This is a genomic window from Streptomyces sp. NPDC002870 (assembly GCF_042888505.1).
Lineage (GTDB): Bacteria > Actinomycetota > Actinomycetes > Streptomycetales > Streptomycetaceae > Streptomyces.
The window spans coordinates 1-24,476 of the sequence record NZ_JBIAPW010000017.1; the positions used below are offsets into that span (position 1 = coordinate 1).

The 24,476-nt window shown below is 71.2% G+C and carries 23 protein-coding genes; 8 read left to right on the forward strand and 15 right to left on the reverse strand.

Translation table 11 applies throughout. The features are described 5' to 3' along the window. Positions 1-601 precede the first annotated feature (601 nt). A complete protein-coding gene (gene trpS / locus ACFYWY_RS21360; protein ID WP_389188845.1) occupies positions 602-1,597 on the forward strand; it encodes a tryptophan--tRNA ligase in 996 nt (331 codons plus the stop codon). A 17-nt stretch (positions 1,598-1,614) separates the two neighbouring features. Here trpS and proC read toward each other — a convergent pair whose 3' ends face one another. The 3 genes from proC to ACFYWY_RS21375 form a co-directional block, all read right to left on the reverse strand. After that, positions 1,615-2,424 (reverse strand): pyrroline-5-carboxylate reductase, encoded by an 810-nt coding sequence (gene proC, locus ACFYWY_RS21365; RefSeq protein ID WP_389188848.1) that lies wholly within the window; start codon positions 2,422-2,424, stop codon positions 1,615-1,617. Between the two features lie 181 nt (positions 2,425-2,605). After that, the gene (locus tag ACFYWY_RS21370; protein ID WP_389188851.1) at positions 2,606-3,343 is read right to left on the reverse strand and encodes an ABC transporter permease; all 738 of its coding nucleotides are present in this window, start codon (positions 3,341-3,343) and stop codon (positions 2,606-2,608) included. Continuing rightward, a complete protein-coding gene (locus tag ACFYWY_RS21375; protein WP_389188854.1) occupies positions 3,340-4,152 on the reverse strand; it encodes an ABC transporter ATP-binding protein in 813 nt (270 codons plus the stop codon). The genes ACFYWY_RS21370 and ACFYWY_RS21375 overlap by 4 nt, the downstream gene beginning before the upstream one ends. Before the next feature lie 140 nt (positions 4,153-4,292). Between ACFYWY_RS21375 and ACFYWY_RS21380 the strand changes: the two genes are divergently transcribed. Then, positions 4,293-4,754, forward strand: a complete 462-nt coding sequence (locus tag ACFYWY_RS21380; RefSeq protein ID WP_389188857.1) for a hypothetical protein — start codon at positions 4,293-4,295, stop codon at positions 4,752-4,754. Between the two features lie 214 nt (positions 4,755-4,968). Here ACFYWY_RS21380 and ACFYWY_RS21385 read toward each other — a convergent pair whose 3' ends face one another. Both ACFYWY_RS21385 and ACFYWY_RS21390 read right to left on the reverse strand, forming a co-directional pair. Further along, positions 4,969-5,502, reverse strand: a complete 534-nt coding sequence (locus tag ACFYWY_RS21385) for a hypothetical protein (protein WP_389188860.1) — start codon at positions 5,500-5,502, stop codon at positions 4,969-4,971. A gap of 36 nt (positions 5,503-5,538) precedes the next feature. Then, positions 5,539-5,856 (reverse strand): peptidase, encoded by a 318-nt coding sequence (locus tag ACFYWY_RS21390; protein ID WP_389188863.1) that lies wholly within the window; start codon positions 5,854-5,856, stop codon positions 5,539-5,541. Positions 5,857-5,995: 139 nt separating this feature from the next. Here ACFYWY_RS21390 and ACFYWY_RS21395 point away from each other — a divergent pair, with 139 nt between their 5' ends. Further along, positions 5,996-8,134 (forward strand): PQQ-binding-like beta-propeller repeat protein, encoded by a 2,139-nt coding sequence (locus ACFYWY_RS21395; RefSeq protein ID WP_389188866.1) that lies wholly within the window; start codon positions 5,996-5,998, stop codon positions 8,132-8,134. A 104-nt stretch (positions 8,135-8,238) separates the two neighbouring features. On the opposite strand, the gene ilvD is transcribed toward ACFYWY_RS21395, so the two are convergent. The 4 genes from ilvD to ACFYWY_RS21415 all read right to left on the reverse strand — a co-directional run bounded on the left by ilvD (position 8,239) and on the right by ACFYWY_RS21415 (position 12,635). Further along, on the reverse strand, positions 8,239-10,089 hold the full coding sequence (gene ilvD, locus ACFYWY_RS21400) for a dihydroxy-acid dehydratase (protein ID WP_389188869.1): 1,851 nt from the start codon (positions 10,087-10,089) through the stop codon (positions 8,239-8,241). Positions 10,090-10,240: 151 nt separating this feature from the next. Next, positions 10,241-10,855: a TetR family transcriptional regulator gene (locus tag ACFYWY_RS21405; protein ID WP_389188872.1), complete on the reverse strand. Its 615-nt coding sequence runs from the start codon at positions 10,853-10,855 to the stop codon at positions 10,241-10,243. Beyond that, entirely contained in the window at positions 10,852-11,682 is an 831-nt protein-coding gene (locus ACFYWY_RS21410; RefSeq protein WP_307661859.1) for a sugar phosphate isomerase/epimerase, read from the reverse strand. The genes ACFYWY_RS21405 and ACFYWY_RS21410 overlap by 4 nt, the downstream gene beginning before the upstream one ends. A 23-nt stretch (positions 11,683-11,705) precedes the next feature. After that, positions 11,706-12,635: a Ppx/GppA family phosphatase gene (locus ACFYWY_RS21415; RefSeq protein ID WP_389188876.1), complete on the reverse strand. Its 930-nt coding sequence runs from the start codon at positions 12,633-12,635 to the stop codon at positions 11,706-11,708. Positions 12,636-12,675: 40 nt separating this feature from the next. Between ACFYWY_RS21415 and ACFYWY_RS21420 the strand changes: the two genes are divergently transcribed. Beyond that, positions 12,676-13,488 carry a hypothetical protein gene (locus ACFYWY_RS21420; protein WP_389188879.1) on the forward strand — a complete coding sequence of 271 codons (813 nt, stop codon included), beginning with the start codon at positions 12,676-12,678 and terminating at the stop codon, positions 13,486-13,488. Between the two features lie 702 nt (positions 13,489-14,190). On the opposite strand, the gene ACFYWY_RS21425 is transcribed toward ACFYWY_RS21420, so the two are convergent. After that, positions 14,191-15,879 carry a hypothetical protein gene (locus ACFYWY_RS21425; protein WP_389188881.1) on the reverse strand — a complete coding sequence of 563 codons (1,689 nt, stop codon included), beginning with the start codon at positions 15,877-15,879 and terminating at the stop codon, positions 14,191-14,193. 199 nt (positions 15,880-16,078) lie between these two features. Between ACFYWY_RS21425 and radA the strand changes: the two genes are divergently transcribed. The 3 genes from radA to ACFYWY_RS21440 all read left to right on the forward strand — a co-directional run bounded on the left by radA (position 16,079) and on the right by ACFYWY_RS21440 (position 19,389). Further along, positions 16,079-17,521: a DNA repair protein RadA gene (radA, locus tag ACFYWY_RS21430; RefSeq protein ID WP_389188884.1), complete on the forward strand. Its 1,443-nt coding sequence runs from the start codon at positions 16,079-16,081 to the stop codon at positions 17,519-17,521. A 44-nt stretch (positions 17,522-17,565) separates the two neighbouring features. Continuing rightward, the gene (gene disA / locus ACFYWY_RS21435) at positions 17,566-18,690 is read left to right on the forward strand and encodes a DNA integrity scanning diadenylate cyclase DisA (protein ID WP_389188887.1); all 1,125 of its coding nucleotides are present in this window, start codon (positions 17,566-17,568) and stop codon (positions 18,688-18,690) included. Between the two features lie 255 nt (positions 18,691-18,945). Further along, complete coding sequence (locus ACFYWY_RS21440) at positions 18,946-19,389, forward strand: hypothetical protein (protein WP_389188890.1); 444 nt, start codon at positions 18,946-18,948, stop codon at positions 19,387-19,389. Between the two features lie 200 nt (positions 19,390-19,589). Here ACFYWY_RS21440 and ACFYWY_RS21445 read toward each other — a convergent pair whose 3' ends face one another. The 3 genes from ACFYWY_RS21445 to ACFYWY_RS21455 form a co-directional block, all read right to left on the reverse strand. Continuing rightward, positions 19,590-20,057 carry a cupin domain-containing protein gene (locus tag ACFYWY_RS21445; protein ID WP_389188893.1) on the reverse strand — a complete coding sequence of 156 codons (468 nt, stop codon included), beginning with the start codon at positions 20,055-20,057 and terminating at the stop codon, positions 19,590-19,592. A gap of 13 nt (positions 20,058-20,070) precedes the next feature. Then, positions 20,071-21,042 (reverse strand): alpha/beta hydrolase, encoded by a 972-nt coding sequence (locus tag ACFYWY_RS21450; RefSeq protein ID WP_389188896.1) that lies wholly within the window; start codon positions 21,040-21,042, stop codon positions 20,071-20,073. A gap of 99 nt (positions 21,043-21,141) precedes the next feature. Continuing rightward, positions 21,142-22,074 (reverse strand): NADP-dependent oxidoreductase, encoded by a 933-nt coding sequence (locus ACFYWY_RS21455; protein ID WP_389188899.1) that lies wholly within the window; start codon positions 22,072-22,074, stop codon positions 21,142-21,144. A gap of 146 nt (positions 22,075-22,220) precedes the next feature. Here ACFYWY_RS21455 and ACFYWY_RS21460 point away from each other — a divergent pair, with 146 nt between their 5' ends. After that, positions 22,221-22,766 (forward strand): MarR family winged helix-turn-helix transcriptional regulator, encoded by a 546-nt coding sequence (locus ACFYWY_RS21460; protein WP_389188902.1) that lies wholly within the window; start codon positions 22,221-22,223, stop codon positions 22,764-22,766. An 86-nt stretch (positions 22,767-22,852) separates the two neighbouring features. On the opposite strand, the gene ACFYWY_RS21465 is transcribed toward ACFYWY_RS21460, so the two are convergent. Further along, positions 22,853-23,083: a hypothetical protein gene (locus ACFYWY_RS21465; RefSeq protein ID WP_389188905.1), complete on the reverse strand. Its 231-nt coding sequence runs from the start codon at positions 23,081-23,083 to the stop codon at positions 22,853-22,855. 471 nt (positions 23,084-23,554) lie between these two features. Then, positions 23,555-24,367 (reverse strand): hypothetical protein, encoded by an 813-nt coding sequence (locus ACFYWY_RS21470; protein ID WP_389188908.1) that lies wholly within the window; start codon positions 24,365-24,367, stop codon positions 23,555-23,557. Positions 24,368-24,476: the final 109 nt, after the last annotated feature.

Sequence of the window (24,476 nt, forward strand, 5' to 3'; positions counted from 1 at the left end):
GGGCTTTCCTCCGGGCGCTTCCCTTCGGTCTTGCGTTTCCGACTCTATCAGACGCTTTCATGTCCGATTCCCCGTCAGAAGGGGCTCGCTTTCCGGCCTTTCGGCTTTCCGGCGGTGCCGACTCTATCAGATCCTCTCGGGCCTGATTCCCGGTCGAACTCGGGTTGTCTTTCCGACTGTTAGGCCGTTCCGACGAGTGAGACTTTAGCGGAATCCTGACCGCCGACGCTAATCGGGCTGCGCTCGTTCGAACGCGGATTCCTCATTTCGCAAAAGCGCACAGAAAGCCGGGCGACAGAGTGCCGCTCGCTTGTAGTGGGTCTTGCGGAATGGCTGTCCGGGGACCGGCCGAAGTCGGTGCTCACGTCGGACAACTCGGAGAACACTACGGATGGCGGTATCCGCTGTCAACCTGGGGCCGGACCACGTACTCTCGGGCGCATGACAACGCGTACGTGCCTCCTTCAGTGGTGGGCCGCCTGACGGCGGCCGGCACCTACGCATGTACTCAACGGCCGCCGCTTCGGCGGCCGTTCTCGTTTCTCCCTCCGGGAGTCCGGCCGCAGGACGCGGCGGCTCCGACCAGGAGACGGAGAGCGTGATGACGCGGATCTTCAGCGGGATCAAGCCCACGGGGCATCTGACGCTGGGCAACTATCTCGGGGCGCTGCGCAGGTGGGTCGAGGTCGATCAGCACCAGGCGGACGCGCTGTTCAGCGTGGTCGATCTGCATGCGCTGACCGTGGAGCACGATCCGGCGCGGGTTCGCAGGCTCAGTCGGCAGGCCGCGACTCTGATGCTGGCAGCGGGGCTGGATCCGGAACTGTGCACCGTGTTCGTACAGAGTCATGTGGATGAGCACGCGCGCCTGTCGTATCTCCTGGAGTGCACGGCCACGGACGGCGAGCTGCGGCGCATGATCCAGTACAAGGAGAAGGCCGCGCAGGCGCGGGTGGCCGGGCAGAGTGTGCGCCTGTCGTTGCTGACCTATCCGGTGCTGATGGCGGCGGACATCCTGGCCTACGGGACGGATGAGGTGCCTGTGGGTGACGACCAGGCCCAGCATGTGGAGCTGACGCGGGATCTGGCGGTCCGGTTCAACCAGCGTTACGGGCACACGTTCACCGTGCCGAAGGCGACGCATCCGCCGGTGGCCGCGCGGGTCATGGATCTGCAGGACCCGACCTCGAAGATGGGGAAGTCGCACGAGTCCGGGGCGGGGATCGTCTATCTGCTCGACGAGGCGGATGTGGTGCGCAAGAAGATCATGCGGGCGGTCACGGACAGCGGGCGCGAGGTCGAGTACGACCGCGAGGGCAAGCCGGGCATCGCGAATCTGCTCGAAGTGCTGGCGGCCTGTGAGGGTGGGAACCCAATCGAGCTGGCCGGTGTATATGAGTCGTACGGGGCCTTGAAGAAGGACACGGCCGAGGCGGTGGTGGAGCTGCTGAGGCCGGTGAGGGAGCGACATGCGGAGTTGGCAGCGGATCCGGGGCGCGTCGATGAGGTGCTGAGGAAGGGAGCCGAGCGGGCCAGGGGAATGGCCCGGCCGAGAGTTGATGCCGCCTACCAGGCGATCGGGCTGCTGCCCGGGTAGCGGAGGACGGCTCCGTGTCAGCCGTTGCCCGACGCGAGCTCGCGGCTGCGGTCGCGGGCCGCCTCGATGGCGGCGATCAGAGCGGCGCGTACACCGTGGTTCTCGAGTTCACGGATGGCACTGATGGTGGTGCCGGCGGGGGAGGTGACGGCTTCACGAAGCTTGACGGGGTGTTCGCCGCTGTCGCGGAGCATGACGGCGGCGCCGATGGCGGCCTGGACGATCAGGTCGTGGGCCTGGGCGCGGGGCAGGCCGAGGAGGATGCCGGCGTCGGTCATGGCCTCGACGAGGAAGTAGAAGTACGCCGGACCCGAGCCGGACAGGGCGGTGGCCGCGTCCTGCTGGGACTCGGGAACGCGGAGGGTCTTGCCGACGCCGCCGAAGATCTCCTCGGTGTGGGCGAGGTGCTCGGCGGTCGCGTGGCTGCCGGCCGAGATCACGGACATGCCCTCGTCGACGAGTACGGGGGTGTTGGGCATGACACGGACTACGGGGGTGCCTGCGGTCAGGCGCTCCTCGATGAAGGAGGTGGGGATACCGGCAGCGGCGCTGATGACGAGGCGGTCCGCGGTGATGTGCGGGGTGAGTTCGTCGAGGAGCTTGCCCATGTCCTGAGGCTTGACGGCCAGGATGAGGGTGTCGGCGCGCTTGGCGGCCTCGGCGTTGGTGACGGGCTCGACGCCGTAGCGGGTGCGGAGCTCATCGGCGCGGTCGGCGCGGCGAGTGGTGACCAGCAGGTCGGCGGGGCGCCAGCCGGCGCGGATCATGCCGCTGAGGAGGGCCTCGCCGATCTTGCCCGTGCCGAGGACTGCGACTGTCTGGGTCATGGCTCTGTTCACCTCGCCGGTGGGGGTACGTGTCGCCATCCTCGCACCGAGGGCGTGACTGTGCCGGGGCGTCCGAGGGGCGGTACGGGCGTGCGCAAGCCCGCCCGCGCCTCGGAGCGGGCGCCCGTCCGGGCTGGAGGGCGCTGCGGGAGCGCCATTCGGACCAGGAGAGGTTCCTGAACTAGAGGGTGCGGCGGCGCAGCGTCGCCGCGCCCAGGGCCAGGACCAGGAGCGCGCAGGCCGCGACGATCAGGACGTCACGGGTGAAGTCGCCGGTGGCGTCCGGGTATCGCTGGACTTCGGTCATGGCGTCGACGGCGTACGACATGGGCAGGACGTTCGAGATCCCCTCGAGGACGGGCTGCATCTTCTCGCGCGCCGTGAACAGGCCGCAGAGCAGCAGCTGCGGGAAGAGCACGGCCGGCATGAACTGGACCGCCTGGAATTCGGAGGCGGCGAATGCCGAGACGAAGAGTCCCAGTGCCGTGCCGAGCAGGGCGTCGAGGAGCGCGACGAGGAGCAGCAGCCAGGGCGAGCCGATGACGTCCAGGCCCAGTGCCCACAGCGCGAGGCCGGTGGCGAGGAGGGACTGGACGATGGCGACGAGGCCGAAGGCCAGGGCGTAGCCGGCGATCAGATCGCCCTTGCCCAGGGGCATGGCGAGCAGGCGTTCCAGGGTGCCTGAGGTGCGTTCGCGCAGGGTGGCGATGGAGGCCACCAGGAACATCGTGATCAGCGGGAAGATACCGAGGAGCGAGGCGCCGATGGAGTCGAAGGTCCGCTCGCTGCCGTCGAACACGTAGCGCAGCAGGAAGAGCATCACGCACGGCACGAAGATCATGAGTGCGATGGAGCGCGGGTCGTGGCGGAGCTGGTGCAGGACGCGGGCGGCGGTGGCGAGAGTGCGGGCGGTGCTCATCGGGCGTTCTCCTCAATGGCCTTGAGCTGAGATTCGGCTTGCCGCGTGGAATCGGCCTGCCGGGCGTTGGCCTCGTCGACCAGGTGGAGGAAGGCGGCTTCGACGGTCTGCGAGCGGGTGCGGATGCGGAGGTCGTCGGGGCTGTCCTCGGCGAGGATCTCGCCCTCCCGCATCAGGAGCAGGCGGTGGCAGCGCTCCGCCTCGTCCATGACGTGCGAGGAGACGAGGATCGTCGCGCCGCGCTCGTCGGCGAGGCGGTGGAAGAGATTCCACAGATCGCGGCGCAGCACGGGGTCGAGACCGACGGTCGGTTCGTCGAGGACGAGCAGCTCGGGTGTGCCGAGCAGGGCGACGGCGAGGGAGACGCGGCTGCGCTGGCCGCCGGAGAGGCGGCCGGCGAGGGAGTCGGCGTGCGGGACGAGGTCCACGTCGGCGATGGCGCGGGTGACGTAGTCGCGGCGGGTGTCGCGGTGGCGGCGGCCGGGCTGCAGGACGGAGGCGAAGTAGTCCAGGTTCTGGCGGACCGTCAGGTCGTCGTAGACGGCCGGGTCCTGGGTGACGTAGCCGATACGGGAGCGCAAGGCGGCGGCGCCCGCGGGGCTGCCGAGGATGTCGAGGGTTCCGGTGACCTTGGCCTGCGTGCCGACCACGGCGCGCATCAGGGTCGACTTGCCGCAGCCGGAGGGGCCGAGGAGGCCGGTGATCCGGCCGGGCGGCACGGTGAAGTCGATGCCGCGCAGGACGGTGCGTTCGCCTCGTACGACTGTGAGGCCGCGGGCCAGGACGGCCACTCCAGAAGAATTCATCATGTGATGAATAATGCGCTCGCGGCTTTGCCACGTCAAGAGAGAGGTGCCGCGTCGGGAGATGGGGGGCGGGTCGAGAGATGGGGGGCGCGTCAGGGGCATCCCCCATGGCGATTGGGAGACGGGCGGCGGACGGTGGACATATGAGCCACAACAGTGAGATCTCGAAGGCCGAGCAGCGGCGGCTGGCCGTCGCGTCGGTGACGCTCGGGCCGTGGCGCGCCGCCGCGGCGGTCGGCGGGCTGGGCGGCGGCGTCGCCCTCGTGCTCGGCACGATCGGCGACGGCATGGGCCTCGGCGTGCTGGCCGGCGCGCTGTCGGTCGCGCTGATGCTGTTCTTCATGGTCGGCGGGGCAGGCGCGGTGCTCGGCGACAAGCCCGGCACGGGCAGCGCGTCCGACCACCGGATACGGCGCTGGGCCGCGGCCCACCCATGGCGGGTCGCGGCAGTGCCGGGCGCGCTGATGGTCGCCACGGACGTGGTGGTCCAGCAGGCGCTCACCGCGCAGGGTTTCTTCGGCAGCCTGTGGGAGGGCCTGTGGCGGGGCGCGCTCGTGATGGGCGTGGTCGGCCTGGTCGGGCGGTTCTCGCGCAGGGCGCGCTGAGCCCGGGATCCGGGGCCGGCCATCGCCCGGGACCCGGGGGCGCCCATTGCCCGCCCGGGATCCGGGGCCGGTCATCGCCCGGGATCCGGGGCCGGCCATCGCCCGGGATCCGGGGGCAGCCATCGCCCGGGATCAGCCGGACCGCCGACGGCAAGCGCGGCCGGCCCGGGCGCGCTGATGCCCGGGATCAGCCGGATGTGCCGCGAGGCCGTGGCTACTTGCGCCCGGACTTGCCGCCCTTGGCCTTGCGGGCGGCGGGGTTGCCGGTGCGGGTGCCGCGGCGCTTCTCGTACTGGCTGCGCGCCGTCTCGTACTCCTCGCGGCGCAGCTTCTCGCCCGGTGCCTCGGTGAGCGCGCGGAAGAAGTACGCGAGGAGCGAGCCGACGAACCCGATCGCCTTCAGGCTGCGCAGCGAATCCTCGGCCGCGGAACCGGTGGACCTGCGGGTGAAGCCCTCCCAGGTCTTGCGGAAGGCGACAGCGCTGCAGATCGCGAACATCCCGACGACCAGCATGTTGACGAAGCCGCCGACGTCGGCGATCGCCAGCCCCTGGTAGGCGAAGCGCAGCACGAGGCAGCCGGCTACGGCGGCGGCGAGCGCACCGGCGGCGACGCCGGCGCGGCGCAGCCCGTAGCCCCCGTCGTGGCCGACCCAGGTCGTGCCGAAGAAACGGATGGGCTCGGGCTGCGGACCGCCACCGGCCTTACTGGTGTTCTCGCTACTGGTGTTCTCGCTCTGCTCGCTCACGAGGGCGATTATCCCTGCGGCGGGACGGGGCTCGCGTCAGGAGCAGCGGATGGTCACATAGCCGTCGCTGCCCGTGTTCACATACGCGTCCGAGACAAACTGCCCGTTGGCGATGTTGTCCCACAGGTCGGTGGTGCCGTACGGCCCGCTGACCCGCTCCCCCGGCTTCTGGCAGTTGATCGGCACCCGGGCTCCGTACGGCAGGACCTTGATGAGCCGGTAGTTGGTGCCGGGGCCGCTGCGGACATTCAGGCGGTAGCCCGGCGCGACTGGATAGCGCTTGGCCGCCAGCGAGTCCTCGGCCTCGGCCGTCGCCCCGGCCGAAGCCTCATTCTGTACTTCTTCAACAGCCATCGAACTCTCCCCCGTTGATCTGTGCGCCGCGTATGCGCGCTGTACGCCGCGCAGGCTAGCAAGCCACACCTGCATCGCACGCATCATCGACTAGGCTCCGTGCGTCGCGCCTTGCGCACGAACAACACGGGGGTGGGAGATGCCACCGCTGCGCAGCACCGGGCGGTTCCCGGAAGCGGAGCATCCGGAATATGCCGGGCAGTACCGTCTTGAGGCATGCCTCGGCACCGGCGGCATGGGCGTCGTCCATCTGGCCACCTCCGCCTCAGGGTTGCGCCTCGCGGTCAAGGTCATCCATGCCGAACACTCATCGGACCCGGAGTTCAGAGCCCGTTTCCGCCAGGAGGTCGCGGCCGCCCGCAAGGTCAGCGGCGCGTTCACCGCGCCCGTCGTCGACGCCGACCCGGAGGCGGAACGGCCCTGGATGGCCACGCTGTTCATCGAGGGCCCGACACTGGCCGAGCGGGTGAAGCGGAGTGGGCCGCTGAGCTCGGAGGAACTGCGCAAGGCGGGCGCCGGTCTCGCCGAGGCGCTGCGTGACATCCATCGCGTCGGCGTTGTGCACCGCGATCTCAAGCCGAGCAACGTGCTGCTCGCTCCCGACGGGCCGAAGGTCATCGACTTCGGCATCTCCCGTCCCGCGGACAGTGATCTGCGTACGGAGACGGGAAAGCTGATCGGTACGCCGCCGTTCATGGCGCCCGAGCAGTTCCAGCGGCCCCGCGAGGTCGGGCCCGCCGCCGATGTGTTCGCGATGGGGGCCGTGCTGGTGCACGCGGCGACCGGGCGCGGGCCTTTCGACTCGGACAGCCCGTACATCGTGGCGTACCAAGTGGTGCACAACGAACCCGACTTGGCGGGTGTGCCGGCGGATCTCGTGCCGCTGTTCCGGCGTTGTCTGGCGAAGGACCCGGCGGACCGGCCGACGCCGTACGAGTTGATGGTCGCGCTGCGCGGGTCCTCGCCCTCCTCGTCGTACGACACTCAGGCCTACATACCGGCGCCGCGCACCCCGGACCCCCGCACGAGCGCGCCCGTGCCTCCCGACGCAGTTGGTTCCGGCTCCCGGCCCAAGCCCTGGCGGAGCCGGAAACTCCGCTGGGCGTCCGCGGCGCTGGCGGTGCTGGTCACGGCAGGGATCGTGGTCGTACGTACCGTGGGCGACGGCGACACCTCGGCTCCCGCACCCGCCGGGCCCCGCGCCGAGCAGACCTTCCGCCCCTGGAGCGTGCCCCTGCGCGGCGGGGACGACGAGAACAGAACGCCCGTCTGCGCGGCGGCCGGCTCCGGGCTCTACTGCACGGCGCCCGGCATCAAGGCTGCCCGCCTCAACCCGGCCGACGGCAAGACTCTCTGGTCGGCGAAGACCGGCGACAGCGCGGCGCAGACCGACGAGGGCATGACGCCCGTACTCGCCGGCGGGCTGTTGCAGGTGGTCGCACCCGGAGGGGACCGGCTCGAGGCGCTCGACCCGGAGTCCGGCGAGGTGCGCTGGGACGTCGACATCTCCCGGTACTCCACGGTCCGGCCCGCCGGTGACGCGGTGCTGCTGGCGACGGACGGCGGGCTGGTGCGGGCCGTCGACGCCGCGACGGGCGAGGAGCGCTGGACCCGGCAGCGCGGCGGACACGGCACTCAGTGGACCGCCTCCGCGGGCGGCGACGGACTCGCGCTCGCCGCCACACCCTCCACGGACGGTACGTCGACGCTGGTCAGCGCGGTCGACCCGGCCAGTGGCGACCTGCTCTGGGAGAAGCGGGTCAAGGGGGCGCTGAGCCCGGTGCAGTCGGCAGGCGGCTTCCTGTATCTGCTCTCCGCCGACACGGACGGATTCACGGACGCTGTCGTACGACTCGCCACCGCGGGCAAGCCCCGCGCGGTACGCCGTATCCCGCTGCCGGCGCCCGTCGACCAGGCGCAGGCCACCGTGACCGGGGACACCGTCTATCTGAGCGGATCGGGCGGATCGCTCCTCGCCCTCGACACCGGCGGGACGAAGCCCGCCCAGCTGTGGCGGCTGGAGACCTCGGTCACCCATCTCTCACGACCGGCCGCCGACGCCCGTGGGGTGTATGTGACGGCCGGGGACGGTCGGCTGCTGGCCGTGGACGCCGTACGCGGTGTGCTCATCGGCCAGACCGAACCCCGTATGGACGACGGGCGTTACACCTTCGCGTCGGTGCTGCCCGCACCCGTCACCGCCGGAGACAGGGTCTTCGGCACGGCCCCGGACGGCTCCGTCTTCGCGCTGGACGCCCGGGACCCGGCCAAGTGGTGAGGCCGTACGACCGGGACCCGGCCAAGTGGTGAGGCCGTACGACCGGGACCCGGCCAAGTGGTGAGCCGGCCCTGGAACCGGGTCAGCCGGGGATCGGCCCGGGATCAACCCAGCCGGGACACGTCCCGGACCGCGCCCTTGTCGGCGCTGGTCGCCATCGCCGCGTACGCGCGCAACGCGGCCGAGACCTTCCGTTCGCGGTCCTTCGGCGCGTAGACATCGTCCAGCGCCTCGCGACGGGCCGCCAACTCCTCATCGCCGACGAGGAGTTCGATCGACCGGTTCGGGATGTCGATACGGATGCGGTCGCCGTCCTCGACGAGCGCGATGGTCCCGCCGCTCGCCGCCTCCGGCGAGGCGTGCCCGATCGACAGGCCCGACGTGCCGCCGGAGAAACGGCCGTCGGTCACCAGCGCGCAGGCCTTGCCGAGCCCGCGGCCCTTCAGGAACGACGTCGGGTAGAGCATCTCCTGCATGCCGGGGCCGCCGCGCGGGCCCTCGTAGCGGATGACGACGACGTCGCCCTCCTTGATCTCCTTGCGGAGGATCTTGTCGACGGCTTCGTCCTGCGACTCGCAGACGACGGCAGGTCCCTCGAAGGTCCAGATCGACTCGTCCACACCGGCGGTCTTCACGACAGCGCCGTCGACGGCGAGGTTGCCCTTGAGCACGGCCAGTCCGCCGTCCTTGGAGTACGCGTGCTCGACGGACCGGATGCAGCCGTTCTCGGCGTCGACGTCGAGGGAATCCCAGCGCTCTGACTGGGAGAAGGCGGTCGCGGAGCGGACGCAGCCGGGGGCCGCGTGCCACAGCTCGACGGCCTCGGCGGACGGGGAGCCGCCGCGCACGTCCCAGGTCTTGAGCCAGTCGGCGAGGGACGGGGAGTGGACGGTGTGGACGTCCTCGTTGAGGAGCCCGCCGCGGTAGAGCTCGCCCAGGATCGCCGGGATGCCGCCCGCGCGGTGCACGTCTTCCATGTAGTACGTGCCGCCGGGGGCGACGTTCGGCGCGACCTTGGCCAGACACGGGACGCGGCGCGAGACGGCGTCGATGTCGGTCAGGTCGTAGTCGAGCTCGGCCTCCTGCGCGGCGGCGAGCAGATGCAGGATCGTGTTGGTGGAGCCGCCCATGGCGATGTCGAGCGCCATGGCGTTCTCGAAGGCCTCGCGGGTGGCGATGTTGCGCGGCAGGACGGACTCGTCGCCCTGCTCGTAGTAGCGCTTGGTGATCTCGACGATCGTGCGGCCGGCGTTCTCGTAGAGCGCCTTGCGGGCGGTGTGGGTGGCGAGCACCGAACCGTTGCCGGGGAGGGCGAGGCCGATGGCCTCCGCGAGGCAGTTCATCGAGTTGGCTGTGAACATGCCCGAACAGGACCCGCAGGTGGGACAGGCGTTCTCCTCGATGCGGAGAACGTCCTCGTCCGACACGTTCTCGTCGACCGCGTCCACGATGGCGTTGATCAGGTCGAGCTTGCGGACCGTGCCGTCCACCAGGGTCGCCTGGCCGGCCTCCATCGGGCCGCCGGAGACGAAGATCACCGGGATATTGAGGCGCAGCGCGGCCATCAGCATGCCGGGGGTGATCTTGTCGCAGTTGGAGATGCAGATCAGGGCGTCCGCGCAGTGCGCCTCGACCATGTACTCGACGCTGTCCGCGATCAGATCGCGGGACGGCAGGGAGTACAGCATGCCGGCGTGGCCCATCGCGATGCCGTCGTCGACCGCGATCGTGTTGAACTCGCGGGGCACGGCGCCCGCGGCCAGGATCGCGTCGGAGACGATCCGGCCGACCGGGGCGAGGTGGGTGTGCCCGGGCACGAACTCGGTGAACGAGTTGGCGACCGCGACGATCGGCTTTCCGATGTCCGCGCCCGCTACGCCCGACGCCCGCATAAGGGCGCGGGCGCCCGCCATATTGCGGCCGTGGGTGACAGTGCGGGACCTCAGCTCGGGCATCGTCGCTCGCTCCTTCAGAAGGGGTAGGACTCCCATCGAGCGTACGCCGCGGCTCCAAGATCTGGACAGTCTGTCCGTTATACGGGACGCGAGGCTCACGCTTCGGTCAGCTGCCGGTCAGTTGCCGGTCAGCAGCTCGGTCAGCTGCCGCTCATGCCTCGGTGAGATACCGCTGCAGCGTGGGGGCCACCATCGCGATAATCTCCTCCGGGTCCGCAGAGGCCAGCGGCTCGACCTGGATCACATAGCGCAGAATCGCGATGCCGATCATGTGCGAGGCGGCAAGCTCCGCACGGAATTTCGGGTCCGGCACGTCGAGATCGCCCGCGATCCGCTCGAGCAGCCGCCGCAGTACGAAGCCGCGCAGCACCTTCGCCGCAGCCTCGTGGGTGAGCGCGGAACGGAGGATCGCCAGCAGCGGGGCCCGGGTCGCCGGGTTCTCCCACACCCCGATGAAGAAGCGGGCGAGCCGCTCTCCGATGCCCTCCGCGCCCTGCCCCAGGATCTCCGGGATCACCATCGCCGGCTCGAAGGAGACCTCGATGGCGGCCCCGAAGACCTCGTCCTTCGTACCGAAGTAGTGGTGGACCAGTGCCGGGTCGACGTCCGCCGCCTTGGCGATGCCGCGGACGGTCGTCTTGTCGTAGCCGCGCTCGGCGAATTCCGTACGGGCCGCCTCCAGGATCCGCTCCCGGGCGCCCGGGCCCTCGCCCGCTCCCGTACGGGCCGGACGGCCGCGCCGCCGCGGAGCCGCAGCGCCGGTCATGACCCGCGCACCCCGGAAGACGCGGCCGACGCCAGATGCAGCCGGGTGAAGGCGAGCGCCTCGGCCAGGTCGGCCTCGCGTTCGGCGGCGGACATCGCGCGCCGGGTGTTGACCTCGATGACGACATGGCCGTCGAAGCCGGTACGGGCGAGGCGCTCGAGCAGCTCGGCGCACGGCTGGTTGCCGCGCCCCGGGACCAGGTGCTCGTCCTTCGCGGACCCCTTGCCGTCGGCGAGGTGCACATGGCCGAGCCGGTCGCCCATCCGGTCGATCATGGCCATCGTGTCGGTACGGGACGTCGCGGTGTGCGAGAGGTCGACCGTGAAGTGCCGGTAGTCCTCTTTGGTGACGTCCCAGTCGGGGGCGTACGCGAGCATCTCGCGGTCCCGGTAGCGCCACGGGTACATGTTCTCGACGGCGAACCGGACGTCCGTCTCGTGCGCCATCCGCCATATGCCGGTGACGAAGTCACGGGCGTACTGCCGCTGCCAGCGAAACGGCGGGTGCACGACGACCGTCGAGGCGCCCAGCTTCTCGGCGGCCGCCTGCGCCCGCTGGAGCTTCACCCAGGGGTCGGTTGACCAGACCCGCTGGGTGATCAGCAGACAGGGCGCGTGCACGGCGTGAATCGGTACCTGGTGGTAGTCGGACAGACGGCGCAGAGCCTCGATGTCCTGGCTGACGGGATCGGTCCAGACCATGACCTCGACGCCGTCGTAACCAAGGCGCGCGGCAATCTCGAAGGCCGTCGCCGTCGACTCCGGATAGACGGAGGCCGTCGACAGGACAACCTTCGCATCCGGGATACGCACCACTGGTTCTGCCACGGGAGACAGCGTACGGGCCGCCGCTAGGAGGTCGGGAGATGGTCCAGGCGCCGCAGAATGACACCCTCGCGCAGAGCCCAGGGGCAGATTTCGAGCGCCGGCGCCCCGAACAGGTCCATCGCACCCTCCGCGACCAGCGCTCCTGCCAGCAGCTGACGGGCCCGGCCCTCGGAGACGCCGGGGAGGGCGCCGCGCTGCTCGACCGTCATGGCGGCGAGCTTCGGCATCCACTCCTGCAGTGACTTACGACTCAGTTCACGCTGCACGTAAAGGCCCTCTGCGGAGCGCGCGGCACCCGCGATACGGGCCAGCTGCCTGAAGGTCTTGGACGTCGCCACTATGTGGTCCGGCTTCCCGAACCGGCTGAACTCGCCGACCGTACGGGCGATTTCGGCCCGAATGCTGCGGCGCAGCGCCTTCACGTCCTTCGGGTCGGGCGGGTCGCCGGGCAGCAGGGCCGTCAGCCTGCCCGCGCCGAGCGGCAGCGACACCGCCACGTACGGATCCTCGTCGATCCCGTACGCGATCTCCAGCGAGCCGCCGCCGATGTCCAGGACCAGCAGCTTCCCGGCCGACCAGCCGAACCAGCGGCGGGCCGCGAGGAAGGTCAGCCGGGCCTCTTCCTCGCCGGTCAGCACCTGCAGGTCGACCCCGGTCTCGGCCTTGATCCGGGCGAGCACTTCGTCGGCGTTGCTGGCCTCCCGAACCGCGGAGGTCGCGAACGGCAGCACCTGCTCGCAGCCCTGGTCCTCGGCGGCCTGCACCGCGTGGCCGACCACCTCGATCAGCCGGGCGACGCCGGCGGGTCCGATCGCCGCGCCGTCGTCGAGGAGTTCGGCGAGTCGCAACTCCTCCTTGTGGGAATGGGCGGGCAGCGGGCGGGCGCCGGGGTGGGCGTCCACCACCAGCAGGTGCACCGTGTTCGAACCGACGTCGAGGACTCCGAGTCTCATGAACCGAACGCTACTGCCGTGGCGCGCATACGCTGGGACTGTGCCAAAGACGAAAAAGGCGAAGCAGGGCAAAGCCAAGCCCCCGAAGCAGATCAAGCCCCCCAAGCACGACGAGAAGGGCCTGGACTTCGCGCGAGCGTGGGTCGAGTTCCCGGACCCCTCCGACGACGAACAGGTCTTCCGCTGCGATCTGACCTGGCTGACCTCGCGCTGGACCTGCATCTTCGGAAGCGGCTGCCAGGGCATCCAGGCGGGCCGCGCGGACGACGGGTGCTGCACGCTGGGCGCGCACTTCTCCGACGAGGACGACGAGAAGCGGGTGGCGGAGAACGTCGCGCGGCTCACGCCGGAGCTGTGGCAGTACCACGACGTGGGCACGGAGTCGGGCTGGGTCCAGACCGACGACGACGGCGAGCGCCAGACGCGCCGCTGGGAGGGGTCCTGCATCTTCCAGAACCGCCCGGGGTTCGAGGGCGGGGCGGGCTGCTCGCTGCACATCCTGGCGCTGCGGGAGGGCAAGGAGCCGCTGGAGACGAAGCCGGACGTGTGCTGGCAGCTGCCGGTGCGGCGTACGTACGACTGGATCGAGCGGCCTGACGACACGAAGGTCCTGCAGGTCTCGATCGGGGAGTACGACCGGCGGGGCTGGGGCCCGGGCGGCCATGACCTGCACTGGTGGTGCACGTCGGCGACGTCGGCGCACGGGGCGGGGGAGCCGGTGTATGTGACGTACCGCCCGGAGCTGACGGAGCTGATGGGCAAGGAGGCGTACGACGTGCTGGCGGAGCTGTGCGAGGCGCGCCTGTCCTCGCAGCTCCCCCTGGTGGCCCCCCACCCGGCGGACCCGAGGTAGGGCCGCGGGCCACGGGGCCGCCTGGCGTCGCGGGGCGCGGGCGTGCGCTGCGGTCCTGGGGTTGCGTCGCAGGGCGCGGGCGTGCGCTGCACGGGCCGCGGGGTCGCCCGGTGCGGGTCTGCGTTGCGCGGGGTGCGGGGTCGCCCGGCGTCGCGGGGTGCGGGTCTGCGCTGCGCGGGCCGCGGGCTTGCCCGGTGTCGTGCGGTGCGGGCGTGCGTTGCGCGGGCCGCGGGCTTGCCCGGCGCCGCTGCGTGCGGGTTCCGGTGCCCCTCCGGGCTCGACTCCTCGGGGTCGGCGGCGTGTAGGGGGCCGTGTTGATCACTGGGTCCGGCCGCCGATCCCCTGCGGGGACGACCCTGCACGGCCCCTCCCCAACGAGAGGCACCTGGTGCGGGCCCGCCCGGGCGACGTGCAGCCGCCCCGGGTTCCTGGCCTCCGCGGCGAAGCCGCAGGAGCGCCGGGGGGGGGCTGGCCCCGCTTCGTGGGGTCCGCGGCGAAGCCGCCTGAGTGGCCGGGGGTGTGGGGGCGTAAGCCCCCACGTTCCCTTTCCCCCCGCCGGGGGGCTGGGGGCAGCGCCCGCAGTTACGGGATGGGGGTAGCTCTGGGGGAGGGCGGGGTGGTGGAAAGGACCGCGCCCGCGCCCCGCGCGGCGCGAATCCGCCGCACCGCGCCCCCCCACACCCCCGCAGGGGCGTCCGTCGCTCAGCTCTGCGGCGGGGATGCGGGCGGGTCCGACGGCGGCGGGGCGGACGGTGTCGCGTCCTCCGACGGGGGCGGGGACGGGGGCGGGGACGGGGGCGGGTCCGACGGCGTCGGGGACGGGGGCGGGTCCGACGGCGGCGGGGGCGGGTCCGAGGGCGGCGGCGGGCTCGTCGCGCCGTAGCCGTCGATCTCCACCACCGCGCCCGACGGGTCCACGCCCACCCGCGCGGTCCACGGTCCCGACGGCTCCCGGTCGTGGTCGACGGTGACGTAGATCGTGACCGACTCGCCCGGGTTGAGCGTGCCCGAGGACTGGCTCACGTACAGCCAAGGCGCGTCCGTCCACGCCGACCATGTGACCGGGGAGCCGCCCGAGGCCGTCATCGTGATCCGCGTCGTGTCGCCGGCGGGCTCCGCCTCGACCGTGAGGCGGCCCGGGCCCGCAACGCCGGGGCGGGACGGCGAGACGGGGGTGCCCGCGCTGATGACCTCGACCGAGACGTCCGGTGAGCGCGAGCCCGCCGTGAACCTCGGGTCCGGTTCCGCCTGCGCGTTGCCCGCGTTCTCGTAGTGGTCGTACGGCTCGCCGTCGATGCCGCTCGGCCCGTCCGCCTCGATCGCGGCGACCGAGGACCCGTCGCGCCCCTCCCCCGTCAGCGGCGCGCCCCGGTACGCCGCCCACAGCGCGAGCACCGGCGCCGCGACGACGGTCGCCACGACCGTGGTCGTCACGGCGCGCGCCCGCAGCCGGTCCCGTCGGGCCGCGTGGTCCTTCGGGTCGAGCGGGAAGCCACCGGGGCCGAAGCGCGGCGCGGCGGCCCGGGCGCGGGGTACGCGCAGCATCGCGACGTACGAGTCGGCCCGCGGTGCCCCGACCAGCGGCAGCGCGGCCGGCGTGACGGCCGACCCCGGCCACGGCCCGCCCGCACCCGCGCGCTCCGCGGTGCGGCGGCAGCGGGGGCAGTCGTCGACGTGCCGGACGAGCTCCTGGCGCAGCGTGGCGGAGAGCAGCACCTGGTGGTCGCCGGTGAGCCGGGCGACGGCCGGGCAGTTGCCGGTCTCGACGACGGCGAGCGCGGCCCCGGTGCGCTCGACCTCGCCGGCCGCGGCGGCCAGCAGCTCACGCGCGGCTCTCGGGTCCAGGCCGAGGACGGCGCCGACCTCGCGGGGGCCGAGCCCGTGCCGTACGGCGAGTTCCAGGGCCTCGCGCTGTTCGGGTGTCGTCCCGGCCGCCTCCGGCCAGGCCAGCAGAGCCAGTTCACGGTGGTGGCGCTCGGCGGCCTCCTCCGAGACCTGGGGCTCGCCCTCCCCGGAGTCGGCGGCCCGCGCGGGGCGTCCTGCGTGCGTCGCCTGCCGTTTGCGCCGCTGCTCGGTCAGCCGGCGCAGACAGGCCCACCGCGCGAGCGCGTACAGCCATGCCTTCCGCTGGGCCTCGCCCGCCGGGCAACGCCCGTATTGCCGCTCGGCGATGGCGAGTACGTCGCCGAGGAGCGCGGTCGCCGCCTCATGGTCGCAGAGCACGGAGAGGCAGTACGTGAACAGGCCGTCGAGGTACGGCTCATAGCGCGCGAGCGGCTGTTGAGCCGACGGACGGGACGCGCGCCGGTTCGCCCGGTGTGCGCGAGTGGTGTGCGTGGGAGGTTCCAGCCTGCTGCTCGTCACGCCGTGACCGTAGGCGCTGGAGCACATCCCCTTCGTACCGCTTGAACACTTTTAATCCTTACGGGTGAACAGATCGTTCGAAGAAGGACAGGAATCGTTAATTCAACCCCTAGCGGGCCACCGGCGTACGCCTGGCTCCTATGAGTTCGGAGTCGGCGGGCCCGTGAAGTAGCCCGCCGGGGGCCGTGGCGACGGCGTTGTCAGTGGGCCCCGCTACGGTTTGCGCATGGCTGCCCGTACGAAATCCGCGAAGGACCGGCCGTCCTACCGCTGCACCGGCTGCGGCTGGACGACCGCCAAGTGGCTCGGCCGCTGCCCCGAGTGCCAGGCCTGGGGGACGGTCGAGGAGTACGGAGCGCCCGCTGTTCGTACGACCGCCGCGGGCCGCGTCTCCACCGCGGCCCTCCCCATCGGCCAGGTCGACGGCCGGCAGGCGACCGCCCGCCCCACCGGCGTGGACGAGCTGGACCGTGTCCTCGGCGGCGGCCTGGTGCCGGGCGCCGTGGTGCTGCTCGCGGGCGAGCCGGGCGTCGGAAAGTCCACGTTGCTGCTAGACGTCGCGGCGAAGGCCGCCAGCGACGAGCACCGCACGCTGTATGTCACGGGCGAGGAGTCGGCCGGCCAGGTGCGCCTGCGCGCGGACCGGATCAACGCGCTGCACGACCACCTCTATCTCGCCGCCGAGACCGATCTCTCCGCGGTCCTCGGCCACTTGGACGCGGTCAAGCCGTCGCTGCTGGTCCTCGACTCCGTACAGACCGTCGCGTCACCCGAGATCGACGGCGCGCCCGGCGGCATGGCCCAGGTCCGTGAGGTGGCCGGCGCGCTGATCCGTGCTTCCAAGGAGCGCGGCATGGCCACGCTCCTTGTCGGCCATGTCACAAAGGACGGCGCGATCGCCGGACCGCGGCTGCTTGAGCACCTGGTGGACGTCGTGCTGTCCTTCGAGGGCGACCGCCACGCGCGTCTGCGTCTCGTACGAGGCGTCAAGAACCGCTTCGGCGCGACGGACGAGGTCGGCTGCTTCGAGCTGCACGACGAGGGCATCACCGGCCTCGCCGACCCCTCCGGCCTGTTCCTCACCCGGCGGGACGCCCCCGTCCCAGGCACCTGCCTGACGGTCACCCTCGAGGGCCGCCGCCCGCTCGTCGCCGAGGTGCAGGCGCTGACCGTCGACTCGCAGATCCCCTCGCCCCGGCGCACCACATCGGGGCTGGAAACCTCCCGGGTCTCGATGATGCTGGCCGTCCTCGAGCAGCGCGGCCGGATCACCGCACTGGGCAAACGCGACATTTACAGCGCGACCGTCGGCGGCGTGAAGCTCTCCGAGCCCGCGGCGGACCTTGCGATCGCGCTCGCCCTGGCATCGGCCGCCTGCGACATCCCGCTGCCCAAGAACCTGGTCGCGATCGGCGAAGTCGGTCTTGCGGGCGAGGTCAGACGGGTCACCGGCGTCCAGCGCAGGCTCGCCGAGGCACACCGGCTCGGCTTCACGCACGCCCTCGTCCCGTCCGACCCCGGCAAGGTTCCGGTCGGCATGAAGGTCACAGAAGTGGCCGACATGGGAGATGCTCTGAGGGTGCTCCCGCGGGGGCGTCAGGGGGGCTCGGTGACCGCTCCGCGCAAAGAGCGGACAGACGCCCCACAGGACGACGAGACGCGCCGGTAGACTTTGCCCTGGTCTCGCCCATCCGTACGAGCCGGAGGAGTGCAGTGGCAGCCAACGACCGGGCAGCAGCACCCGGAAAGTCCGGCGGAGGCTCCGGCAACGAAGCGCTGATCCGCGCCGCCCTGAGCGCGGTCGCGCCCGGCCAGGCCTTGCGCGACGGCCTGGAGCGGATCCTCCGCGGCAATACCGGAGGCCTGATCGTCCTCGGCATGGACAAGACCGTCGAGTCGATGTGCACCGGCGGTTTCGTGCTGGACGTGGAGTTCACCGCGACCCGGCTGCGTGAGCTGTGCAAACTCGACGGCGCGCTCATCCTCGACAAGGACATCACCAAGATCCACCGGGCCGGTGTGCAGCTGGTCCCGGACGCGTCCATCCCCACCGAGGAGACGGGCACCCGCCACCGCACCGCGGACCGGGTCTCCCGGCAGTGCGGCTTCCCGGTCGTCTCCGTGTCGCAGTCGATGCGGCTGATCGCGCTGTACGTGGACGGGGAGCGCCGGGTCCTCGAGGAGTCTGCCGCGATCCTGTCCCGAGCGAACCAGGCGCTCGCGACGCTGGAGCGGTACAAGCTCCGCCTCGACGAGGTCGCGGGCACGCTCTCCGCCTTGGAGATCGAGGATCTGGTGACGGTCCGGGACGTCACGGCCGTGGCGCAGCGCCTTGAGATGGTGCGCCGGATCGCGACCGAAATCGCCGAGTACGTGGTGGAGTTGGGCACCGACGGCCGCCTCCTCTCCCTCCAGCTGGACGAGTTGATCGCGGGCGTGGAGCCGGAGCGTGAGCTGGTCGTGCGCGACTATGTGCCGGAGCCGACGGCGAAGCGGTCCCGGACGGTCGACGAGGCGCTCACCGAGCTGGACGACCTCACCCACACCGAGCTGCTCGAACTGGCCGTAGTGGCAAGGGCGTTGGGCTACAGCGGTTCGCCCGAGACGCTCGACTCCGCGGTGTCGCCGCGTGGTTACCGGCTGCTGGCGAAGGTGCCGCGGCTGCCGGGCGCGATCATCGAGCGGCTCGTGGAGCACTTCGGCGGCCTGCAGAAGCTGCTCGCGGCGAGCGTCGACGATCTGCAGACGGTCGACGGTGTGGGCGAGGCGCGGGCGCGCAGTGTGCGCGAGGGCCTCTCGCGGCTCGCGGAGTCGTCGATCCTCGAGCGGTACGTGTAGCTCGAGCTCAGTCCGCGATCTCCCCGGCCACCGCTGGGAGGTACCCCCAGGACGGGCTGCCCGCCAGGGCGTGTTTTTTGGAAGTAGCGCCGTCCGCCCGCAGGGCGGGCCCTGCGGCGTCTGGTGCGTGCAATCGCGAGGCGGTGGGGGCACCCCCGGACGAAGTCTGGGGGAGATCGCCCTCGTACTGGACGTACTTGGGCGACTCCGACAACATCGCGTGGGGGCACCTCCCAGCGGTAGCTGGGGGAGTGCGTGCCAGGCGTCGCAGGGCTGGGGCCACCTCCTCGGCTCGGTTACTCGCTTGCTGCCCTGGCCATGGCGGTCCTCGCCATCGGTGCCGCCAGCACTCCAGCCGGTGCGGCCACCGGCGAGGCCATCGGTGCCGCCAGCACTCCAGCCGGTGCGGCCACCGGCGAGGCCATCGTCTTCGGGACCGAGGTGGAACCAGTGACGACCTATGAGTACCCCAGCGGCTGCTACAAACTGCCCCTCACGGCACACGTGCTGGTCAACAAGACCGGCGGCCCGGTCCGCCTCTGCGCGGACCCGTTCTGCATGACCCCGATCCTGACGGTGCGGTCTGGCTACGGGTCGCATGTCGCCTCCGGAAGCGGGAGTTTCTGCGCGGCTGATGCGCCCGGCCACCCCCGACGCCTGGTCCCGCTTACCCCTTGTTCGGGGCAGTGCCCGTGGTGAACTGAACGCCAGCAGGCGGACGTCAGCGTGAAGGACCTCCTGGACCTCACCGATCCCCGGATGAACGAGGCCGCATGGCGGGCGCTCGACGTGATGCGCGCCTACGTCGGGGGCGTGCTCATCGCGATGTAGGGGTGTGCCCCAGGCGGGCAGGGCATGGCGATCTCCTTGCGGCTCCAGACTGTTGAGTTGGGAGCGGGTCAGCGCGGAGGACCTACGATGACGCCGCCGTACAACTCGGAGGCTTGCTTCAGAAGGGACTTGGGGATCTCGAAGCCGTCGGGGCGGCGTGTGTTCAGGTCGCGTCCGGCGTGGCGGAACATGCCTTCGATGCCGCCCGGGGTGGCGATCATGAGTAGGTCTGCGCGGTCGGAGGTGATGCGGTAGGAGTGCGGGATGTTGCGCGGCAGATAGGCGATTCCGCCTTCGCGCAGCTCGTGTTCCTCCTCTCCGGCCCAGACGAGGGCGGTGCCCTTCAGGAGGAGGAACACCTCGTCCTCGCGGGTGTGCAGGTGGAACGGCGGGGCCTCGCCCTTGGAGACGTCGAACCGGCCTACCGTCAGCTGACCCTCGGTGGCGTGCGTGTCGAGCAGCACGGAGAACGTTCCTCCGTCGAGCCATTCCAGCTTCTGCTGCTGCTCGGGCTGTGCCAGGTATGCCATGGTCATCAGATCTTCTCCGTCAGCTGGTGAGGGTGCGGTGCACCCAGGCGTCGCGGGCGGTGAGGGAGGCTTGGGACAGGGCCGCGGTGGGGGCGGCGCCGTCGAAGATGTGGAAGCCGCCGGCCCACACGTGCAGTTCCGCCTGCACGCCGGCGGCCCACAGGCGGGAGGCGTAGGCAACGTCCTCGTCCCGGAAGACCTCGGCGGAGCCGACGTCGATGAAGGCCGCAGGCAGGCCGGACAGGTCGGTGGCCCGGGCGGGAGCAGCGTAGGAGGAGACCGCATCGGTGGTGCGCCGGTCGCCGAGCAGGGCGTTCCAGCCGGTGGTGTTGCTCTCGCGGCTCCAGGAGCCGGTGCCGGCGTACTGCAGGGTGGAGACCGTTTGGTCACGGTCGTCGAGCATGGGGCTCATCAGCAGTTGCGCCAGCGCCTGGGGGCCCTGGCGGTCGCGGGCCAGCAGGGCCACCCCGGCGGCCAGGCCGCCGCCGGCGGAGGTGCCGGCGAGCAGGATCCGCTCGGGGTCGATGCCGAGGTCGGCGGCATGCGCCGCGGTCCAGACGAAGCCGGCGTAGGCGTCCTCCACCGGGGCCGGGTCGGGGTGCTCGGGGGCGAGGCGGTAGTCGAGGGAGACGACCGTGGCGTCGTGGTGCAGGGCGTAGTCGAGGATGTTCTCGATGCCGGTGAACCGGTCGCCGATGATGAAGCCGCCGCCGTGGAGGTAGTAGATGCCCGGCCCGGTGCTCGTCCTGCCGCGCGGGGTGAAGATGGAGGCGGTCAGCTCGCCGTCCGGACGGGGCACGGTGACGACCTCATGGTCCAGGGCTCGGCCGGCCAGCAGCTCTTCGATCGGAGCGGTGAAGGGAGCGGCCCGCAGCGGCTCGATCATGTCCGGCGTAACGACGGCCGGCAGCGGGCTGCCGGCGAGAAGGGCGTCGAGTTCGGGGTCGTACGGCGGGCGGACGGGCGTCCGGGAGACAGACGGTGCGGTCATGACGTACTCCTAGGTGGTGTCAGCGCGGCCACTGACGCAGCTGCTGGGTCGGCTTCGGTGCACACGGCCCGGCGCTGGCCGGGACCGATGGCGTGTGGGTCAGGGGATCAGGACGGTCTTACCGGGCAGCCGTCCGGCGGCGGCGTCGTCGTGGACGGCGGCCAGGTCGGCCAGCGGGCGCCGCTGAACGACGTCGATCTCCAGATCACCGGCGTCCACCCTGCTGACCAGCTCGGCGAGGTGGGTGGCGTCACTGCGGACGAAGACCCGCACCGTGCGCACGCCGCGACCGGCGTCCTCCGGACCGGGGGTGGTGGTGCTGACGAACGCTCCGCCGTCGGCGACCAGGTCCACCAGGGCCGCGGTCTCCTCGGGGCTGGTGGGCACGAGGTTCAGCACCGCGTCGAACCGCTGTCCGGCCACCGCCTGCGGCAGCGGGGTGGCGGTGTGGTCGATGATCCGGTCGGCGCCGTAGGAGCGCACGCGGTCGATGCTGCGCGCACTGGCGGTGGCGGTGACGGTGGCACCGGTCTGCCGGGCCAGCTGGACCGCGTAGCCACCGACAGCCCCACCCGCGCCGTTGACCAAGAGGCTCTGCCCGGCCTTCAGGCGGGCATGCTCGAACAGCGACTGCCACGCGGTCAGGCCGGTCGACGGCAGCGCCGCGGCGTCGACCAGATCGACGCTCCTCGGTGCAAAGGCCAGCGCCTCGGCTGGCGCGACGGCGTACTCGGCGGACGCTCCAGGCCCATTCATCGGCAGGAACGCCACCACCGCATCTCCGGCCTTCCATCCGCTGACCCCCTCGCCGACCTCCGCGATCACCCCGGCGACGTCGAAGCCCGGGATGTGCGGGAAGGCCAGCGGGAACACCTCGCGCAGGAAACCCGCGCGGATCGTGGCGTCCACGGGACTGAACGCGGTGCCGGCCACCCGCACCACCACGTGACCCTTGCCTGCCGCCGGACGGCCGGCGTCCTCGTAGACCAGGACGCCGCTGTCGCCGTAGGCGTGGTAACGCACTGCCTTCATGATCACTCCTTCGTCATTGTGCTTCGAACTCGAAGCATGATGACCATAACTTGCTTCGAATCCGTAGCAATACCCAGCACCGGTGTGACGCCCGTCACGCATGACCGGTCATCGTGCTTTGAATTCGCAGCACATACTCTGGACGGATGTCCGAGATCCGCCCTGACGCCGGCGTCAAGCCGCTGGACCCCGCGCAGCTGAACACCTACTTCGTGCTGCTGGAGGCCGTCAGCCTGCTCCAGTACCAGCTCGAACAGCAGCTGCGCGCCGAGGGTGGCATCAGTTACGTCCAGTTCGAGCTACTGGCCCGTCTAGCCGACGCCCCCGGCCCGTTGACCATGACCCAGCTGGCGGACGGCGTCGTCTACAGCCGCAGCGGCCTGACCTACCAGGCCGGGCTGCTGGAGAAGGCCGGACTGATCACCCGTGGCCCCGACCCCGACGATTACCGCGCGACCGCCGTCACCCTCACCGACGACGGCTTGGCCCTGGTCCGTCGCGTGCTGCCCGGTCACGTCCAGCTCGCCCGCCGCCTGCTGTTCGATCCGCTCTCCGGCGAAGACCTGCACCACATCGGCGACATCATGACCCGCGTACGCGACCACATGCGCACCCAGCCGCCTCGCTCCGCCACCGCCCGCAAACGCCGCCCCAGGTCCACCACGCCCGATGCGAGCGTGCCGAAGGACTGAAGTCCGACGCCGCTTTCACCGCTGCCGGAACTGCTGCGGCTGGGCGTCGGTGTCGACCAGCGCCTGATAGTCGGCGTAACGGCAGGTCAGGACGGCTGGGGAGTGGGTACCCCTGTCTCGAAGCGCTCGACGGCATGAAGCAGGCCGGCGGCGCGGGAGGTATAGCCGGGATCGGTGTCGAGGTCCATCTCGTCCAAACCGTAGATGACGGGCAGAACGAGTTCCTCCGTCAGGAGCAGCGCCACGTCACGCGAGCTGAGGTGGTACGTACCAGTGAGGTAGCTGTGCAGCCAATCCCGGATCTCGCCGCCTGGCATGAGGCAGCGGTCAGCCGCAGCGGTATCGGCTCGCCCACTGTGCGCTCTCTGGCCAAGCCCAGGAGCAGAGCCAAAGCCAGCACGGTCTTGCCAGTGCCCGCGTCATCCCTGTCGGGTTCGCTGACGAGGGCGCCGGGGGTGGGCGCAGGAAGTGTGCCAGTGATGAACATCCGCCCGGGCCGCAGGCCTCGGTATACCCGCCCCGCAGACCGGACAGACCCGCCGGCCCTCACCCTGCTGAAGTGCCGCCACCCGCAGCCGGATCCGCCGTACCCGGCACCAGTGCCTGGACCGACACAGCGCCGAGCAGTACACGGCCCGGGGCGCGGCCTCCGGGCTCAACCGGCAACCGGCAACCGCACCCAGGACAACGCCGTTCACGTACAGGCCCGTTGACCCCGGCCACACAGCCGGCCTAGACACCCCCAAAGATCCAGAAGGCGAGTTGAGAAACGGGCCCTAAAACACGTCCTAGTCCTTCTCCAGACGGAACGACGCCGGCAGCACCGTCACCCCCGGGAACTTCGCCTCCACCAGATACGTACCGGGAGCGACCGCCCCCGCGGGCGGCGTCGCGCACTGCGGCGCGCTCTGCCTGCGGTCCCACTCCACCGTGTGCGTGATCGTCTCGCCCGCCGGAACCCTCAGCAGCAGACCGGAGGCCGTGCGCGGGCAGTCCTTCGAGGACCACACCTCGTCGTCATCGTCGTCGATGACCGTCAGCACCGCCGCCTTCGGACCGAAGTCCGCTTTGCAGGCCGTCGCCGACGAGTTGGACGCGACCAGCTGGAACGTGGGCTTCTCCCCCGGCTCGTACGAGACTTTGACGCTGCGCAGGGTCAGTTTCAGTGCGCCCGGGGAGCAGTCGGGGAGGGTCGATCCGGCCGGGACCTGCTGGCCGCCCGCTCCGCCATTGGCCGCGCCGCCCGCTCCGTTGTCGCCGTTCTTGCCGCCGTCACCGCCCGTGCCGCCGTCGCCGCCCGCGTCCGTACCGCCGCTGTCGGCGCCGCCGTCGCTGTCGCCGGATTCGCCCGACTCGTCGCGCCCGCCCGGCTGTTCGCTGATCGCGGGTCCGGACTGGGAGGGCCCCGGGGTGATGGATGGCGCGGGATCGGAGCCGTTGGCACCGCCGTCGTCCCTGCCTCCGTTGCCTCCGCCGCCACCGGAACTGACGGCCCATACGATCAGCAACGCGAGCAGCGCGATCAAAGACGCCGCGACTGCCCTCCGTCGCCAGTAGATGGAGGAGGGGAGCGGCCCGATCGGATTGCGCAGAGATCCCACGGCCCAAACTCTACGAGAGATCGTGGCCAACTCCCGTCCCATCCGCCCCCCGACTTCGCGAGTTCTGGCGATCATCATCACGGTCGGCGCCGCAACCGCCCCGACTTTC